Source organism: Emticicia sp. SJ17W-69 (genome assembly GCF_051209875.1).
Lineage (GTDB): Bacteria > Bacteroidota > Bacteroidia > Cytophagales > Spirosomataceae > Emticicia.
The window spans coordinates 1,669,763-1,687,277 of record NZ_JBNTQY010000001.1 but is presented as its reverse complement, the minus strand read 5'-3'; the positions used below and the strand labels follow the sequence as shown (position 1 = coordinate 1,687,277).

13 protein-coding genes are annotated in these 17,515 nt (G+C 34.8%); 7 read left to right on the top strand and 6 right to left on the bottom strand.

Annotated features, from left to right (window positions below):
- The first annotated feature begins 111 nt into the window (after positions 1-111).
- Positions 112-1,647: a hypothetical protein gene (locus tag ACQUQZ_RS06880; RefSeq protein WP_435354103.1), complete on the top strand. Its 1,536-nt coding sequence runs from the start codon at positions 112-114 to the stop codon at positions 1,645-1,647.
- Positions 1,648-1,816: 169 nt separating this feature from the next.
- On the opposite strand, the gene ACQUQZ_RS06875 is transcribed toward ACQUQZ_RS06880, so the two are convergent.
- Positions 1,817-3,064, bottom strand: a complete 1,248-nt coding sequence (locus tag ACQUQZ_RS06875; protein WP_435354101.1) for an alpha/beta hydrolase family protein — start codon at positions 3,062-3,064, stop codon at positions 1,817-1,819.
- A 22-nt stretch (positions 3,065-3,086) separates the two neighbouring features.
- On the bottom strand, positions 3,087-4,868 hold the full coding sequence (locus ACQUQZ_RS06870) for an ABC transporter ATP-binding protein (protein WP_435354099.1): 1,782 nt from the start codon (positions 4,866-4,868) through the stop codon (positions 3,087-3,089).
- Positions 4,869-5,049: 181 nt separating this feature from the next.
- On the opposite strand from ACQUQZ_RS06870, the gene ACQUQZ_RS06865 reads away from it, so the two are divergent.
- Positions 5,050-6,810 (top strand): hypothetical protein, encoded by a 1,761-nt coding sequence (locus ACQUQZ_RS06865; RefSeq protein WP_435354097.1) that lies wholly within the window; start codon positions 5,050-5,052, stop codon positions 6,808-6,810.
- 176 nt (positions 6,811-6,986) lie between these two features.
- Here the strand turns inward: ACQUQZ_RS06865 and ACQUQZ_RS06860 are convergent, their stop codons facing one another.
- A complete protein-coding gene (locus tag ACQUQZ_RS06860; protein WP_435354096.1) occupies positions 6,987-9,245 on the bottom strand; it encodes a DUF5916 domain-containing protein in 2,259 nt (752 codons plus the stop codon).
- Between the two features lie 226 nt (positions 9,246-9,471).
- Here ACQUQZ_RS06860 and ACQUQZ_RS06855 point away from each other — a divergent pair, with 226 nt between their 5' ends.
- Positions 9,472-10,524, top strand: coding sequence for a TolB family protein (locus tag ACQUQZ_RS06855; RefSeq protein WP_435354095.1), 1,053 nt, complete (start codon positions 9,472-9,474; stop codon positions 10,522-10,524).
- 72 nt (positions 10,525-10,596) lie between these two features.
- Complete coding sequence (locus ACQUQZ_RS06850; RefSeq protein WP_435354094.1) at positions 10,597-11,079, top strand: Uma2 family endonuclease; 483 nt, start codon at positions 10,597-10,599, stop codon at positions 11,077-11,079.
- Positions 11,080-11,152: 73 nt separating this feature from the next.
- On the opposite strand, the gene ACQUQZ_RS06845 is transcribed toward ACQUQZ_RS06850, so the two are convergent.
- Positions 11,153-12,526 (bottom strand): aminopeptidase P family protein, encoded by a 1,374-nt coding sequence (locus ACQUQZ_RS06845; protein ID WP_435354092.1) that lies wholly within the window; start codon positions 12,524-12,526, stop codon positions 11,153-11,155.
- A 375-nt stretch (positions 12,527-12,901) separates the two neighbouring features.
- Here ACQUQZ_RS06845 and ACQUQZ_RS06840 point away from each other — a divergent pair, with 375 nt between their 5' ends.
- The gene (locus tag ACQUQZ_RS06840) at positions 12,902-13,408 is read left to right on the top strand and encodes a GbsR/MarR family transcriptional regulator (RefSeq protein ID WP_435354091.1); all 507 of its coding nucleotides are present in this window, start codon (positions 12,902-12,904) and stop codon (positions 13,406-13,408) included.
- A 339-nt stretch (positions 13,409-13,747) separates the two neighbouring features.
- Here ACQUQZ_RS06840 and ACQUQZ_RS06835 read toward each other — a convergent pair whose 3' ends face one another.
- Positions 13,748-14,257, bottom strand: a complete 510-nt coding sequence (locus ACQUQZ_RS06835) for a SixA phosphatase family protein (protein ID WP_435354090.1) — start codon at positions 14,255-14,257, stop codon at positions 13,748-13,750.
- 199 nt (positions 14,258-14,456) lie between these two features.
- Positions 14,457-14,894, bottom strand: a complete 438-nt coding sequence (arsN2, locus tag ACQUQZ_RS06830) for an arsenic resistance N-acetyltransferase ArsN2 (RefSeq protein ID WP_435354089.1) — start codon at positions 14,892-14,894, stop codon at positions 14,457-14,459.
- A 168-nt stretch (positions 14,895-15,062) separates the two neighbouring features.
- On the opposite strand from arsN2, the gene ACQUQZ_RS06825 reads away from it, so the two are divergent.
- The gene (locus ACQUQZ_RS06825) at positions 15,063-15,929 is read left to right on the top strand and encodes a bestrophin family protein (protein WP_435354088.1); all 867 of its coding nucleotides are present in this window, start codon (positions 15,063-15,065) and stop codon (positions 15,927-15,929) included.
- 84 nt (positions 15,930-16,013) lie between these two features.
- Positions 16,014-17,474 carry a S41 family peptidase gene (locus ACQUQZ_RS06820; RefSeq protein WP_435354087.1) on the top strand — a complete coding sequence of 487 codons (1,461 nt, stop codon included), beginning with the start codon at positions 16,014-16,016 and terminating at the stop codon, positions 17,472-17,474.
- Positions 17,475-17,515: the final 41 nt, after the last annotated feature.

The following is a 17,515-nucleotide window of genomic DNA, read 5'->3' as shown; positions in this document are numbered from 1 at the left end:
ATTACGATTGAAACATCAACGTCCTCCGCATTCCAAAAACTTGCAAAAATAGCTTATAGTTCATATTAACACAAACCAGTTCATTATCATCCAACACTCCTAAAATAAACGATGCAAAAGACCATTTTAATTTTAACTTCAGCTTTTTTGCTCAATTTCCTGAATCTTCAAGCACAACTGCCAAATTTATTTCAAGATTCCTATGAAGGGAACCCTCTTGTTCCTACAACAAGTAATTTATTTGTTTGGAAGGATAATTTGTACATGCAACGAAGAGTTGGTGGAATTTATGGTTCAAATACCAACTTATGGAAATTTGATAATAATCAAAATACAACTCAACTAGCTAATATAAACATCCATCGTGTCACAACATCAAATAATTACATGATGTTTCAATGTAATATTCCATCAAATACTAATGTTTTAAATCTTGCATTTTCTAAAACTGGGAATGATAATGATTTTGTATATTCCAGTCAACATGGAACAATGCAATATGCAATAGCTAAAAATGACACTTTTTATGTGATTAATGCAGACAACACTTATAAGTATAAATTTTGGAGAATAATTCCAACAGCAAGTGGTGTTTCTGAAACTATGTTTTCGACACCGAATGATCTATGGATTGAGAAACATTGCTATTATAAGAATGACATTTATTTTGTTGGTGTTATTTATAATGATCCAAGCTTAACCCGATATCTTTATAGAATAAGAAATAATCAAGTACAATTGATACGTTCACACATTTATGATATTCATTTTTTAGAAAATGAAATGTATGTCTCATCCTACTCAGGATATTTTTATTATTTAGATAAGGGTACTATTGATAACAATGGTTATATCACTTGGAAAAATTTGAATTACTATATTCCAAATGAAGGCCATTATATGGGCTTGATAAAAGATTTTACAACATTTAAAGATAAAGTTCACTTCGTTTGCAGTCTGCCGTATATAGGCGAACAATTATGTTACATTTCCAATGACTCTATAAAAATTGTTAAATTAAATAATTATCAGACAAATGAAGTAAGTATTTTAGGGCAGGTGAACGAAAAAATAATTTTTGAATCAAGAAATTTAGATGATTACTGGAAACGTTTATGTTTATGGTCATCTGATGGAACGGCCAATGGAACTAAAATAATAAACTATGATGTAAGAACAACTCTATCAGGTTATTATAATCTATATAATGGTGGAGAAAAGAGACCCTCAAATTTTCAAAATCGTATTTTTTTCTTAGGAACGACCGAAAATGAAGGTGAAGAAGTTTGGTTTACTGACGGTACATCGGCAGGAACAAAAATGCTGATGGATATAAATCAAGGTACAGAAAGTTCGAGGCCAACTGATTTTATTGCATTTAATAATAGATTATATTTTGTTGCTTATCACCCAATTTATGGGAGCGAACTTTGGTATTTTCAACCAAATTGTTTGTCTGAAAGAACTATTTCCGGCATTTCTTCCCAAAATGAAGGCTCACTCGACTATTTAAACTCTACACAGAAAATAACTGGAAATGTAAATCGAGCATATAAAACCAGTAGAGCATTTATACTAAGTAATGGATTTGAAGTAGAAAAAGGTGCCGTATTTCAAACAATTCTTGATTATGGGTGTCAATATTGATGTTGATAGTACTACCAAGAAAAAGCTCGAATCAACTGCCGATATTTATGCCTTTATTTGGTGAAATATGGGCTTTGTGCCGAAGTTTTAAAGAAAAAATATTATGATGAGGCATAATATTAAATTTATCATAAATAATCATAAAAATCTGCGTTTCTATTTTTTCTTTTCACCTCACCACCTCTGCCGCAAATTTCAAATATTGTTGCCAATCATAATTAGTCATATTATGTTTTCCAGAGCGGTAATGGTAGCGAATATATGAGCCAATTGGTTGATTTATTGGCGGTCTGGTTTCTTCTGTTAATGTATTTTTGCCATATAATTGATAGACAGGTTCGGCATTTTTGAGTGATAAAAATTCACCAGTTGGGTCAGACCATTGGTCGCTTTTGGCACTTGATATATATATTGGGCGTGGAGCAATCAATGCTACTAATTGATGTTGGTCAGTTGGTAAAGCATTTACATTTTGGTTATAAGTTTTGAATTTTTCACAAAACCAATGAGGGAAATTTTTATTTATAATCTCCACTGTTTCTCCATACCAACGCCTTGCTAAAGCCGCCCCGCCTTCGCCCGATTCATTTGAAATATAAGCGGCAAAACGAGTATCTTGGGCAGCCGCCCAAAAAGCTGCTTTTCCTAATCTCGAATGCCCAACTACAATGGCTTTTTTGCCATCAATGTCTTTGTCAGTTTGTACATAATCTAACATTCGACTTAGTCCCCATGCCCATGCACCCATTGCTCCCCAAGTATTTGTTTCTCGCTTGCCAATCACACCTCTTAGGCTTGTTTTCCATCCTTCTGCATAATCGGGTTCGATGTCACCATAATAAGCAGTTGCTACGGCAAATCCTGCCGAAATTATCTCTTCAAAAGGCCAAGTTTCTATGCCTGCTGTTCCTCTTGAGCCTTCTAATGCTTGGTGGTCTTTTACTCTTGTGGTATCTTTTATGTATTCGAGCATCCAATTTTTTGTAATCGGAATATCATTATCAAGAATCAAAGAATGATTTCCTTCAAAATTTAAACCTATAAAAACTGGTGAATTTTTGACTTCTTTTGGCACATAAAGCAAAATATTTATCGGATTTAAATTTGGATAATCATCAAAAACAATCGAAACCTGCTTCTGAATAGCTTTTCCAGCAAAAACTTCTTTTGTTTTGGTCACAACAAAATGTTGCTTTAGAGCCAGTTTTGGCGTAGTTCCATAAACATTTTCGGCAAATAATTTAAGCAAAGCAGGGCGATTAGCCTCCCATTGGGGTACAGTTTGTATTTTCTGTCCATCGACCGCCGTCAAAACATCGGGAAGCGTAAATGGTGGCATTTTTGACTCATCGTAATTGGCCGCTTGGCCAAAGCAAAGATGGGTAAACAACATAAGAAACCCAGTTAGTTTTTTCATAGTAGCAATAGTTTCAGGTTATTTATTGATAAGCGGGTTGCTTTACTTCTTGATGCTTCCAAAGTTCTTGGAAAGCTGAATTGTTATTTTTCAAGTCTTCAAAAGTTCCTTCAGCTATAATTTTCCCTTGACTCAACACATATACATAGTCAAAATAGCGAAGTAAATGTAGTCGATGTAGAGAAGAAATGATAGCTTTATCGGCAAAAGTCTCAAACAATTTTTCGTAAATCAAGGCTTCGGTTTTAGGGTCAACGCTGCTGGTTGGTTCGTCCATCAATACCACTTCACTGCTTTGGGCTGCCAAAATTCCACGAGCCAAAGCCAAACGTTGCTTTTGTCCACCCGAAAGATTTACACCTTTTTCTTGAATATTCGACTCTAATCCATTGGGCAATTGTTTAGCAGTATCTGTAAAATATGCTTCGTCACAAACTTTCCAAACATCGGCTTCGTCAAATGGTAAACCAAGCGTAATATTATATCGAATCGTATTTTCAAAAATCTCAGGTTCTTGCGGAAACAAAGTAACAGTTTCGTTCAAAGTAGCCATTTGAAAAGGTTGCCCATCAACAGTAAATTTAAGATTCGTTTCTGGCTCATACAACCCTCTTAATAAGGCAAGTAGCGTACTTTTTCCACTGCCACTTTCGCCAATAAATGCAATCTTCTTACCTCGCTCAATTTTTATCGAAATATCATGCAGACTCTGCGGAGCATGTCCTTCATCGTATAGTTCTCGGTGCGAAAAACTCAGATTTTCAATGTTTATTTTTTGCCAATGATTGGGCAAAGCAATAGCTGATTCTGGGCGATGGTTATTTTGATAATCTTCACTAACCGAACGAGCTGTTTGAATATCAGTATTGTACTGCACGATTTCGGTATATTGCCACGCCACATCATGAAAAACACTCGTAAATTGATTAACAAAGCCTAAAAGTGTAACTAATCCTCCTACATAAAAAACTTTATCTGGTTCATAATTTTGATAAACATAGCCAAATGTAATAACGGCATAAGTTAAGCCAACCAGCATATCGGCCGTAAACCATTTCCATTCATTAATCAATACATTTCGCCGAAAAGGTGACATAATATTTTGTACTTTTCCAAGTAAACCCGACTCCATGCTTTTTTCGAGACGGAGTGTAATAACAGTAATGATATTAGACAAACTATCAAAAAGCGTAGAAGAAACAATATGTTCTTTCTCGTTTACTTCGTCGAGTGTTTTGATAAATGGCTTATCGAACTTAAAAATTACCCAAATCGTAAAAATGCCAATCAAAATGCCAATTCCTCCAAAAAGTGGTGAAAAATATAGCATTGCACCAAACGAAAAGATGAATTTCGAGAGAGCATGAAGAAACATAAAACCATTTTGGAAGAAGTTTTTAAGTGCTTCATAAGCTTTTCGTATTCGATTAATAGTTGAACCGCTATGATGGTCTTGGTGCCATTTGACAGGCAAATGTAAAGCCTGATGGTACATTTCTTGCAGGAAATTTCGACTCAGATTAAACGCCAATTGCCGCTCCATCACACGAGCAGGTCCATGAAATGTCCATTCCAAAAACTTTAATCCAACATAAGCCAATACATACCAAAATGTATATTTAAGGGTATGGTGATAATCTTGCTGAATTTTATTGATAAACCAGCCAAAAAGAATTGGATTAAGTGAAAAAACGACATTTGCCAAAGCAAAAAGTGCATAAATGAGCAAATAACGCTTACGCTCATGTTTGGCATATTTCCAAGCCGTTTGTAAGAGAGATATGTATGGATTTTTTGAATTCATTTATGTTACTTGTTTCGTGATTTATCATCTTCAAAATGCAGAAAGATTTCTGCCTACAATTTACTTCAATTTGTTTACTCAGAAAATTTTAGTTTCAAAAAACATCAATTTTAGGCATAAAATCATTTGTAACTCATCTAGTGGCTTTCTACTTTTACAAGCAAAATTCCAACCTTAAAATATGCAAAATATTACTCGACAAAAATTCCTTAAACAATGTTTAGGAATCGGTACTTTACTTACTTTTTCTCCAAATTTTGCTTGGTCAGCAGAAAATGATGATCATTTTTTTGAAAAAGTTGTAAAAGCCAATAATCAAGAAGTTGAGAAACTTTTGAAAGCATTAGAACCTGACATAACCGACATTCGTCGCCGTTTGGGTTTCGATTTTGCCAATCTTTCAGCAGCTTTGGCTGAACCAACTTCATACTTCTATCAAAAAGAAAATTTAGTGCCTTTTATGAGCAAAATTTTGCATTTTTTGATAAAATATCAGAAAACTGACGGTACACTCGACCTCGGCAATTTAGCGTCTCCGCCCGATACTGCTTTTATTTTAGAGCCGCTTTGTGTAGCTGATGCAATTCTGAGAAAACTTACGATGCCATCTTTATCAGAAGTAAAGGGTTTACTAAAAGATTTTATCTTGAAATCAGGCGAAGCCATGCGAACGGGCGGTGTACATACGCCTAATCATCGTTGGGTGATTTCGGCAGCATTGGCTCGAATCAATGACTTGTATCCTGATAAAAAATATGTAAAAAGAATTGACGAATGGCTCTCAGAAAACATTTTTATGGATGCCGATGGGCATTATTTAGAGCGAAGCATGATTTATGGAGAGGTAACTAATAATTGTCTCATTACAATGGCTCGCTTGTTGAAACGTCCAAAACTATATGATTATGTGCGAAAAAACCTCAATATGACATATTTTTATATTGAACCCAACGGAGAAATTGTAACCAATGATTCGAGACGGCAAGACCAATTTATTGGCATGGATGTACTACCTTTTTATTTAGATTATCGCCACATGGCTCTTCATGACAATAATGCAACATTTGCAGCTATCAGCAAGCAAATCGAAGCAACAAAAGGTTTTGAGGAGAAAACAATGCCAGATATGCTTGCTTTTTTTGTAGAAGACCTAGAATTACGCAAAGTATTACCAAAACCTGCCAAGTTGAATACCAATTTTGAACAGTTTTTCAAAACTACTAATTTGGTAAGAATTAGAAGAGAAGATACGACTTTGACAATTTTCGGAGGAACAGACAAACCAACTATTATTGGCTCGGGACGTTCAACGAGTCCAAATTTCTTTAGTTTTAGAAAAGGTGAAGCTATCTTGAAATATATGCGTTTTTCAACTGATTTCTTTAGTACAGGCTATTTTAGAAGCGATGAGGTGAAAAAAGAAGGTAAAAAATACATACTTAGTCAACGAATCGAAGCACCGTATTATCAACCCTTACCCGAAAAATTCAAGCGAGCTGATGGAAATTATAAGCATTCGCCAAGTACTGATGGTAGATTTTGGAATAAAATGGATTTTCAAAATCGTCCCCAAAGTAATATTAAAAGTATCGAAACCATTATTGCTATTGAAGAGAAAAATGGAAGTGCTGAATTGAATTTTCAGGTAAAAGGAGCTGAAAATGTAAAAGTTACCATTGAATTTTGCTTCAAAGAAGGTGGACAATTCATTGGTTTAAAACAGCTTGATGCTCTCAATAATTATACCTTAGAAAATGGAATAGGAGAATATCAATTTGGGAAAGATTCGATTAAATTTGGAGAAGGTACATTCAAACATAATAAACTGCGTGGACTGGAAGGTGAAATGTACACATCGCACTTTGGAAGTTTACGTACCGATGGTATGCACGTTTTTTTGACAGGCATCACTCCGTTTGTACATAAGATTAAATTGTCATAGTTCTTCGGATATTTCATTGCCGTCTGCTTTAGCTGACGATAAATGGATAAATAAAACATATTTGGCTTTAGCCTAAACTATTTAGAAGAGGTTTGGGTTAAAATTACTATTTAAAATGCCGTCGGTTAAAACCGACGGCAATGACATATTGCCGCTGAACAATTTGGAAAATTGTTTTACAGATTTAACCAATATGTAACTTTTGCTAAAATAGCTCTGTTTTTAGGCATCCAAGTTTCTGAATTGTAGTTATCGGTGTAAACCAAGAAAAAGTCTGAAACAGGAGCAAATCGCCATTGTAAACGAGAATTGACATTGACATTTTTGAACTGACTATTATACTGCACATAGGTTGTCCAGAAAATACTTTTGGTAAATGTCAAATCAAGTTTTGGGCCAAGCAAATACACTTGATTTTTACCAGTCGAAAGTTTGATATTATTATAGCTAAAATTAACTGATAAAAAACCATAAGGTTGGAAGCGATAAGAGGCATTTCCGACTAAACTAACAATATTTCCATCGAAATACTGTCCGACTACTGGTTGAAAAGCAATCGCTAATTTCTTACGCAAATCTGAAACATAATTGACCGAAAAATTATAATAGGTATAACTTGAGCCTTTTTTGAGTGATGGAAGCGTTTTATTACTTCGTAAAGCATCAAAATCGGCAAATAGATAAGTATAATTTTGATTGAATGTCATCAGGACATTTGAGGTATTTTGAAATCCTAACAACAAAAATGGTCCCGCTTGACGGTCAGTTACGCCCAAACCTGGTTGATTAAATTGGTCATAAGCTACACCATAACTTACTCGGTTAAGTACATGACTATTAGGAAAATGGTTGAATCCTATCGTTGGGTTGATATGAAAAAAGTTTTTTCTTGGCACAAATCCAACTTCAGCATCAAAACCCTTTCCTACCCAATCATGCGACCATTTAGCAATGAGTTTACGAACACTATAATTGAGCATAAACCCATGAGAACCTTTTCCAGTAATATCAATTGGACTAAAAACTTGATGATAAAATACCTTCCCACTCCAACGATTATCTTTTGAGGCTAAATTATATTCCAGCCCCCCTACTCTATTATAAGCATGAATTCCTTGTGCCAATTCACTACCTAAAACCTGTTTATTGGCAAATATAAAAGCAATATTTGAACGACCAAAAACTTTCCGTTGCAATGCTGCCACTGAATAATTCATGCTTGGCGTGCCTTTAAACGCATCAGCGGCTGTCTGAGTATTTAGTAAACCTACACGCCAATTATCATCTATTTTCCCACTGATTCTTGCTCCGTATAAAATTCGATTCTGCACATTCGTTCCTGTGGCTGTATCAAGGCTAATGCCAATTTGGCGAGAGAAAAACGGACTAACCAATTGATTGCCAGCCGCTGGCCCGAGTGTTCCAGAAGGCGGTACAAATGGATTCGTATTATAGCTACCAAACCCAGTGAAAAGATCAGAATTTTCCAAGAAAAATTGCCTTTGTTCAGGGAAATTAACATCAAAACGAGTCAAATTCACGACTTGGCGGTCGGCTTCAACATTTGAAAAGTCGGGATTAACGGTCAAGTCTAAGTTCAAGCCAGAAGTGATACCAATTTTAGCATCTCCACCAAAATTGATTTTATTACCTGCCGCAGGATTATTTGGATTTTCAAAATCACGTGTAATTCCTGCTGATAAATAAGGGATAATTGAAATATTTGCTCCTGATTTTTTCAGTGGTTTCTCAAAAGCGATAGGCATCGAATAGCCCAAATTCATGATAATCTGATTTTGAGGAATCCTCATCAAAGTTGATTGTTCATTGGCTTGAGTATCAAAGCGATAGGCCTTAAAGTTCCACTGCTTACTTCCTTCTTTGAAGCGTAATGTTGTAAAAGGAATTGACAACTCACAAATCCAATATCCATCGTACATTTTAGAAATAGCAGTCCATTTATTGTCCCAATACATATTAAAATATTCGTTGGCTGTACCGCCATTATACAACAATGCCTCACGCATAACACCATAAGGATTCATACCAAACAAAAAACTATTGGTTTTATCATTGAATGTATCGAATAAAAAACTCACATTATCATTTCCACCTGCTCTAAAATCACGGCGAAAAGATGGGGTCACATACGCATTTCCTGGCGAATACATTTTAGCACCGATGTAAATATTTTTATCATCGTAGGTTAATAAAATCTCCGTTTGATACTTTGCTTTCACGCTATCTTTTGGGAAAAACTGCCAAAATGTGGGTAGTTTCTCAGCTTTTCCCCATGCTTGTTCGTCCAAAACCCCATCAATTTTTATTTTTTCGGAAGTGTTCTTTACCAGTAAAGGAGTATTTTCTGGATTTGTTTGGGCAAAATTTTCTTGAAAAATAAATAAGAAAGCGAAAAAGAGGAGAAGTCTTTGCATATCAGACGGTTTGTTGAGTTTTCCTACAAAATTAATTGTTTTAACAACAATTAATGTGTCATTTTTAATAAATTTTGATATTTTTGAGTCATTCTTAATTATTTTTCAAAAAAAACTTATTCTGTTATACCTTTGCTAAATAAAATACCATTTCGTAGAATTGTGAATTTGGAATTACGATATTACGAATAACCAATAAAATTTACTTATTTAAAATATTTACTACATGAAATATACTTCGCTTCTCTGTTTACTGATAACTGTTCATTATTCACTGACTTTCGCTCAAGCTCCCGAAGAAAAGCACCTTAAAAACATTCGCCAATTGACTTTTGGTGGCAATAATGCTGAGGCTTATTTTAGTCGTGATAGTAAATATGTAAGTTTTCAATCTGATAATCCTGCTTGGGGACTTTCGTGCGACCAAATTTTTTACATGGATGTGGAGAAAGGATTAAAAGACCCTAAAGTTCGTCCTGATTTTATTAGTACCAGTTTTGGACGTACAACTTGTAGTTTTTTCATGCCAAACGGTAAGCAAATTTTATTCGGAAGTACACACGAAGCGGGCGGCCATGCTTGTCCACCAGTACCAGACATGGGCAAGAAATATCTTTGGGCAATTTATGATAGTTTTGATATTTATGTGGCTGATTTGAAGGGAAATGTAAAGAAAAAACTGACCAATTCGCCAGGCTATGATGCAGAAGCAACTGTTTCACCTGATGGAAAAAAGATTGTATTTACCAGCACTCGCAATGGGGATTTGGATTTATACACAATGGATATTGATGGCAAAAATGTAAAGCAAATCACACACGAATTGGGCTATGATGGTGGGGCATTTTTCTCGCCTGATAGTAAGAAATTGGTTTTCCGTGCCTCACGTTTTTCAAGTGAAGAAGAAAAAACTGAATACAAAGAAAATTTGAAGAAAAACTTGGTTGCTCCAACCAACATGGAGATTTTTACTTGTAATGCAGATGGCTCTGATTTGAAACAAATTACCAAGTTGGGCAAAGCCAACTGGGCTCCATACTTTAATCATGCAGGAAATAAAATCATTTTTGCTTCAAATCATCATTCACAACGAGGCTATGATTTTCAATTATATATGATCAATATTGATGGCACTGGTCTTGAAAAGATCACAACCGAGAGCAATTTCAATGCCTTCCCGATGTTTAGTTATGATGGAAAAAAGATCATTTTCAGTTCAAATCGCAATAATGGCGGTACGAGAGATACAAATTTATTTATTGCAGATTGGGTTGATTGAGACACCAATATTTTTTTGACAAACCACTGAATTATCGAATAAATACTATATTTGTAAAAAACAATTAAAGATATGACAGCATTTTTGGAACAAACCGATGTTGAAGCTGAATATTTACTCGACCGTGGAAAGCCTGTGCCAAGCAAAAATCATTCAAGATTAGAGTCAAGATTATCATTTTTAATGACCCGAGATTACGAAAACACTTACGATACATTTGTTGAATTAAGTCTTGAACTAAGTACAGGAAAAGCTACTCCAGACCTTTGTTTATTTAAACCTGAACCATCAGATTGGTTGGAAGATGAAATTAGAGTTAAAAACACGCCACTTGGTGTCATTGAAATTGTTTCGCCTAAACAAAGCACACAAGATTTGGTTGATAAATTAGATACCTATTTTGGTGCGGGGGTACAATCATGTTGGATTGTTATTCCAACTTTTAAAATGATTAATATTTTTCATGCAAAGCACGAGTATAAAACTTATATGACAGGAGAACTTTTTGATGAAAAATTAGGTATCCGATTAAATTTAGAAGAGGTTTTTAAATAATTCTCCCTGCTTTTTTTTAAATCGAAGCAAACTAAGCCATTGTCTGTGTCCTCACAGACAATGGCGATATATTTCATCCTCTCAAAGCCTCCACTTCCTCAACTGTCTTCGGAATTGGGTTCCCCAACACTTTACAGCCTGTTGGAGTAACCAAGCAATTATCTTCAATTCTAACTCCACCAAAATCTCGGTAAGCATCTAATTTTGAATAGTTTACAAAATTTGTAAACTTATTTTCTGCCTTCCATTTATCAATCAATTCGGGAATAAAATAGATGCCTGGTTCAACTGTTAGCACATTCCCTGCCTCCAACTCCTTTGCCAATCTTAATGATTTTAAGCCTAATTGCGTGCTTCGCTCCAAACCTTCACGATAACCCACATAATTTTCTCCCAAATCTTCCATGTCATGCACATCAAGACCGATGGCATGTCCTAAACCATGTGGCATAAACAAGCCTTGCACGCCTTCAGCAAGCATTTCATCAATATTTCCTTGCAATAAACCCAAATCTCTTAATCCTTCCAACAAAATTTTATTAGTTAACAAATGTATTTTTTTGTATTGAATATCTGGTTTTAGAGCAGCAATTCCCGCTAATTCCATTTTCAAAACAATAGTATAAATCTCCTTTTGTTTTTCAGTAAATTTCTTGCTTACAGGAATGGTTCGGGTTATGTCTCCTGCATAAAACATGGCATTCTCTGCTCCCGAGTCATTGATAACCAAACGTCCTTCGGTCATTGTGTTCCCGTGATAATGGTTATGCAATGTTTGTCCATTAATCGAAAAAATTATTGGATATGATAAATCTCCACCACCTTCTAAAGCTTTTGCATGAATCGCTGCTGCAATTTCGTATTCTTTTTTCCCAGCTTTTGTCAACTGCATGGCAGTGATGTGCATTTCACGGGTAATATTGACCGCATTTTCCATTTGCACAATTTCTTCATCTGTTTTGATTGAACGCAAAGCCACAATGGCTTTGATGAGTTCAACCGAAGCGTTTTCTTTCAAACCTGCCACAGGGATATTTAGCCATTCGCTTAGCTTAAACATATTATCATAGCGGTACGGTGGCGTAAAATGCACTTTTGAGGCTTTTTTGAGTCTTTCTGGCAGTTTTTCAGGAGTTTCGGTGCGATAAACACCTACTTTGCGAGCTTGTTCAGCGAGCGTTGGTTGAGGGCCTATCCAAATAATATCGTCCATTGTAAACTCATGCCCAAAGATAATTTCTTCGCCCGAATCAATATCAATAATGGCTGAAAGTCCAGCATGACTAATGCCGAAAAAATACAAAAAATTACTATCTTGGCGATAACGATAGGTATTATCGTGGTAATTCATTGGCGATTCTTCATTACCTAAAATTAATACAAGGCCACTCCCGAGGCTGCGTTTAAGGGCATTTCTTCGCTCTGTATAAGTTTGAACTGAAAACATTGTCTGTCGATTTTTTTATAGCACGAAATAAGTAAAAGAAAGCCAATTTTCCATTATAAAATGAAATGAATTATTGGTTGATGGAATAATGTTCCGATTTTGCAAACCAAACAATCAATGTTTTATTATATTTTTTACAAATATAATTATATATATTTTTCTATTTTAAGTTCTGGGATAAAATCCTTTATGGCATATTTTTTGGGTAAACAACTATCAATCAAAGAGTTAACATTTGTAAGCTACAAATAATCGGTAAAAAATAAAAATAAAAAAACTTTCAGAATATTTTGAAAATTCAAAAAGGTTATTTTACTTTGGGGTACAAATACGCTTACGTGCAAAATTATAAAAGTTAAAACAAAGATGTCAGTAATGGAATTAAAAGAAGCAAAAGATAAGTTTATCCATACGTGGGGTACGCTTGCCACCCAGTGGGGAATCAACCGCACGATGGCACAGATACACGCATTGCTTTTGCTTTCGCCAAAGTCTATGAATGCTGATGAGATCATGGCTGATTTACAAATTTCGAGAGGGAATGTAAATATGAACCTGCGAGATTTGATGGATTGGGGCTTGATTTACAAACAACTCCTTCCTGGCGAACGTAAGGAGTATTTCATAGCTGAGAAGGATATTTGGAAAGTTGCCAAGCAGATTGCTAAAGAGCGACGACGCCGAGAAATCGGACCTTTGATTGAAGCAATGGAAGATTTGAAAGAAGGAATCAAGCCTGATTCGGCCGAAAAAGAAGAATTCTTAAAAATTGTGAATGATATTAGCAAAGTTACTGTTTTTGCAGACACTTCGCTCACAGCCATGCTCAAATCAGAAGAAAATTGGTTGATCAATAATTTTTTGAAAATCTTTAATAAATAGTACCCATGACTCTTGGCAGTCATGATTTTTTGGAGTTTTTGGGGTCATGCAGTAACTTGCTCAATGATAGAAAGTTACTGCATTTTTTTGTGTTTAGGAATTAGGTTTTAAGAATTATACATTTTTCTTTTAAAATTATTGCGACGAATCATTCTCAATTCTTCGTTCTCAATTATAAAGCTCTTTCCAACTGTTTTTTCTTATTCCATGGAGCTGTAGTTTGGCGAGATAAATCGTAGAGAAAATAAATCACGATTGCCAAAAAAATTAAAAATATTATCCTAAAAATAGTCCGATTTCGCTTATTAGAAGTATTCTCAGCCATTGTTTTATATCATTTTACGAATGAATCATCTTAGGTGAATAGTGGGCAATAAATTTTGCCATTTTACTTGAAACTTCTGCCCATTTAATATCTTCAAATTCTAAAACAACAACCCCAGAAGTCTCCATCGAGTTGCCAATATCAGCACGTGTGAGGTATTCAGAAAAAAAGGTTACATCTGGATTATGTCCAAAAATAGCAACATTCTTTACCGATTCTTCTAATTGGTTTACCGCTGCCAAATACGTTCTTGCACCTCCCCCATATAAAGCCTCATCTAATATTATAGCATCTGCATCATAATGTAATTGCTCGGCGAAGATTTTTGCGGTTGCTTTGGCACGCTCTGCGGCACTGCTGATAATTAAATCGAATTGCGTGTTTTTTTCAGCCAAAAACTTCCCCATTCTTGCAGCTTCAATGATACCTGACGAGATAAGATCTCTGTCAAAATCTCGAAACATGGGTGTATTACCACCATCTTCGGCAGTTGCATGACGAATCAAGTAAAGGTTTTTTTTCATATATTCAATGGTTTGTGCATGCAAGGTACACGCATTCTGACAAAAAACTTAATTTTTTCTGAAAAAGTTCTTAAAAACAAAGGTCATCACAAAAAAATCCATTTGTTGTGTATGCTCGCTTATCCAAGAAACAGTCAATTCTGATCTAATATTTCAGCAAAATTTTTTTTAAAATTTTAGTCTTTACCATTACCAAAATCTACACAAGTTTTTTTCGCATTACAGTAGCTGATGAAGGGCAAATACCCGCAAATTGTGTACTTTCTTGAATCTCCTTTGGTACTAAATCTCGATTAACAACTTCGTAGTTTTCTTTTTTATCAAAGAAATCTTTTGCGGTATTGGTCAGTAAATACAACTCTTTGATACCAATTAACTTAGCATAATTTTCGATAGATTGTGTTATTTTTTGTCCGAAACCTCTCCCCTTTTCTGATTCTTTCACACTCACCGACCGAAGCAAACCATAATCATTCATCTGTTCAAGGCCACCTGTACCAATAACTTCTTGCTCGCTTTGAAGAACAAATAATTTTACACTTTCATCAATATCTTTTGTAGGCAGTTGAGCTTGTTCCAAAAGCAAAATTGCTTGTTTTCTTTGTTTATCAGAGGCTTCAGTAAAAAATGTTTCCATTGTATTTATTTGATAAATTAAATAATGTTTACAAAGCTGGTATTAAACTTTAGATTCATCGTAATATTACGATATTCATTTTATTACACCCAAATATTTTTGAAAAAAGTTTATATTTGTTGCGAAAACTTAAAAAAAAGCGATTTAAAAATCGCCCCACAAACATTTATGACTCATTATAATCCTTCAAATTGGTGGAAGTTCATCTTTTATCTCCACAAAGCTGATACTTTTCGTAAACTTTTTCCAGCCATGCTTGGTTTGGCAGCTTATACAGCAATTTTTGCTTTTATTGAAAATGAAATTTTTCATTATAATCCAGTTAAAAATCCATTAGTAATTCACTCTTTGATTGGATTTGTCCTTTCTTTACTTTTGGTTTTTCGTACCAATACCGCTTATGATCGTTGGTGGGAAGGTCGAAAAATTTGGGGAGCATTTACCAATAATTCACGCAATTTAGCCTTGAAACTTGATGCTTTTTTACCAGAACAGCACGAAGCAAAAGAAACATTTAGAGTTTTGATTGGCAATTATATACAATCAGTCAAAGATCATTTGCGAGGAAGACCACATGCTTTAGAGCAAACTTCTCTTTACAATGATGCTTATTATGCTGACATTAAGCATATCCCAAATAGAATTGGGCAAGCCATGTACCGAGAAATTAATAAACTGCATAAAGATGGAAGTATCAATGGCGAACAATTGATTGTATTGAATAATGAATTGGCTTCTTTTGCTGATAATCTTGGAGCTTGTGAACGAATAAAAAATACGCCTATTCCGATTTCATATAATATTTTTATTAAAAAAATTATTTTTTTCTATGTTTTCACGATGCCGCTTACGGTTGTTTTAGATTTCAAATTTTGGTCGATTCCTATCGTTACATTAGTATTTTATGCGTTTGCAGGCATAGAAATAATGGCCGAAGAAATCGAAGAACCATTTGGAACAGACACCAATGATTTGGCTTTAGATACCATCGTGAAAAATATAAAAGGCAATTTGAAGGAGATTCTAAAACAATAAAACCAGATTAAAATTGCTAAAATAAAACATTTTCCGCAACCAATCGCTTGGTCTTTACGTCTAAACATAAAAAACTAAATTCATATGAAAATTTTACAAATAAAATCACTCTTTTTGTTGTTTTTCGTGGTTATTAGCTTCGTATCTTGCAAAAAAGATACCTTAGACCCATCAAATGCCACTACAACTATTCCAGCAGACGAACCAGCAGGAGCATCAGATGCCAACAAAGCTGCCAATAGCTGGGTTTATGACCAATTGAAAGAATGGTACTTATGGGCGGATAATATGCCTGCCAAAGCAAGTACTAATTTAAGGCTACTTACAGGAAGCGATTCCGAAATCGACACAAAGAAATACTATTTTTATTCATTGCTCAATGATTATCCAAACACTGACCGTTTTTCATGGATTCGTGAAAACATTACAGATTTAACTAATTCTTTGTCGGGCGTTAGTACAGCGTTCGGATTTACAAGGACTTCGGTATTTTTAGATAATACACAGACTAATGTCGGTTTTTTTGTTTCTTATGTTATTGCAAATAGTCCGATGGATAAAGCAGGACTCAAACGTGGTGATATTATTTTGACTGTCAACGGTACTCAAATCAACAAAGATAATTTTGCCACTATTTTGGCAAATGTCGAAACAGCTACTTTTGGACTTGGAGAATTAAAGAATGGAAGTTTTGTTTTATCAGGAAAAACACTGCAAGCGACCAAAGCTGTTGTGCAAAACGACCCTGTACATTTTTGGAAAGTGATTGAAAAAGGCGACAAAAAAATAGGTTATTTGGTTTATACGCAGTTTTTGGCAGATTATGACACTAAATTAAAAACTGTTTTTGGCGAATTAAAGGCAAAAGGTGTAAATGAATTTGTATTAGATCTACGTACCAATGGCGGTGGTTCGGTGGCTTCTGCAGATATTCTTTCATCTTTACTTGTCAAGAATTTAAGTACAAATAATATCATTCATCAAGATGAATGGAATGCCAATATTACCAAGAAATATCCGAGTGTAGCCAATCCAACCAAATTTAGCAATCAAACAAATAATTTGGGAACACTCAATCGAGTGTTTGTTCTTACTTCCAATGGTACAGCTTCTGCCAGTGAGCTTGTCATCAATAGCCTTAGACCTTATATGGATGTAATTATTATTGGGGAACATACTTATGGAAAAAATGTGGCTTCTATCACACTGAAGGATGAAAACAACCCCGTTCGTTGGACTTGGGGAATGCAACCTATTGTATTGAAAACTAAAAATTCAAAAGGTGAATCAGCCTACGGAACAAAAGATGGATTTGCTCCTGACTACTTGGTTACCGATAATATTTATCCATACAAACCTTGGGGTGATGAATCTGAAACTTTATTAAAGAAAGCATTAGAAGTGATTACAGGTACGCCTGCTCAAGCTTTGTCAAATGCACGTCAAGCTTCAGCAAGACAATTGACTACGCAAGCAATTCAACTTCATGAGTCAGATTTAGCTGGTGAAAATAGCAAAGATATGTTTGTAAAATTGCCCAAATAAACCATTTTCTTCAAAGTTTGAACCATCTAAATCATAAAAAA

Excerpts from the sequence above, each read along its gene's own strand:
- ACQUQZ_RS06880 (WP_435354103.1), top strand. The coding sequence starts at position 112 with ATGCAAAAGACCATTTTAATTTTAACTTCAGCTTTTTTGCTCAATTTC.
- ACQUQZ_RS06875 (WP_435354101.1), bottom strand. The coding sequence starts at position 3,064 with ATGAAAAAACTAACTGGGTTTCTTATGTTGTTTACCCATCTTTGCTTT.
- ACQUQZ_RS06870 (WP_435354099.1), bottom strand. The coding sequence starts at position 4,868 with ATGAATTCAAAAAATCCATACATATCTCTCTTACAAACGGCTTGGAAA.
- ACQUQZ_RS06865 (WP_435354097.1), top strand. The coding sequence starts at position 5,050 with ATGCAAAATATTACTCGACAAAAATTCCTTAAACAATGTTTAGGAATC.
- ACQUQZ_RS06860 (WP_435354096.1), bottom strand. The coding sequence starts at position 9,245 with ATGCAAAGACTTCTCCTCTTTTTCGCTTTCTTATTTATTTTTCAAGAA.
- ACQUQZ_RS06855 (WP_435354095.1), top strand. The coding sequence starts at position 9,472 with ATGAAATATACTTCGCTTCTCTGTTTACTGATAACTGTTCATTATTCA.
- ACQUQZ_RS06850 (WP_435354094.1), top strand. The coding sequence starts at position 10,597 with ATGACAGCATTTTTGGAACAAACCGATGTTGAAGCTGAATATTTACTC.
- ACQUQZ_RS06845 (WP_435354092.1), bottom strand. The coding sequence starts at position 12,526 with ATGTTTTCAGTTCAAACTTATACAGAGCGAAGAAATGCCCTTAAACGC.
- ACQUQZ_RS06840 (WP_435354091.1), top strand. The coding sequence starts at position 12,902 with ATGGAATTAAAAGAAGCAAAAGATAAGTTTATCCATACGTGGGGTACG.
- ACQUQZ_RS06835 (WP_435354090.1), bottom strand. The coding sequence starts at position 14,257 with ATGAAAAAAAACCTTTACTTGATTCGTCATGCAACTGCCGAAGATGGT.
- arsN2 (WP_435354089.1), bottom strand. The coding sequence starts at position 14,894 with ATGGAAACATTTTTTACTGAAGCCTCTGATAAACAAAGAAAACAAGCA.
- ACQUQZ_RS06825 (WP_435354088.1), top strand. The coding sequence starts at position 15,063 with ATGACTCATTATAATCCTTCAAATTGGTGGAAGTTCATCTTTTATCTC.
- ACQUQZ_RS06820 (WP_435354087.1), top strand. The coding sequence starts at position 16,014 with ATGAAAATTTTACAAATAAAATCACTCTTTTTGTTGTTTTTCGTGGTT.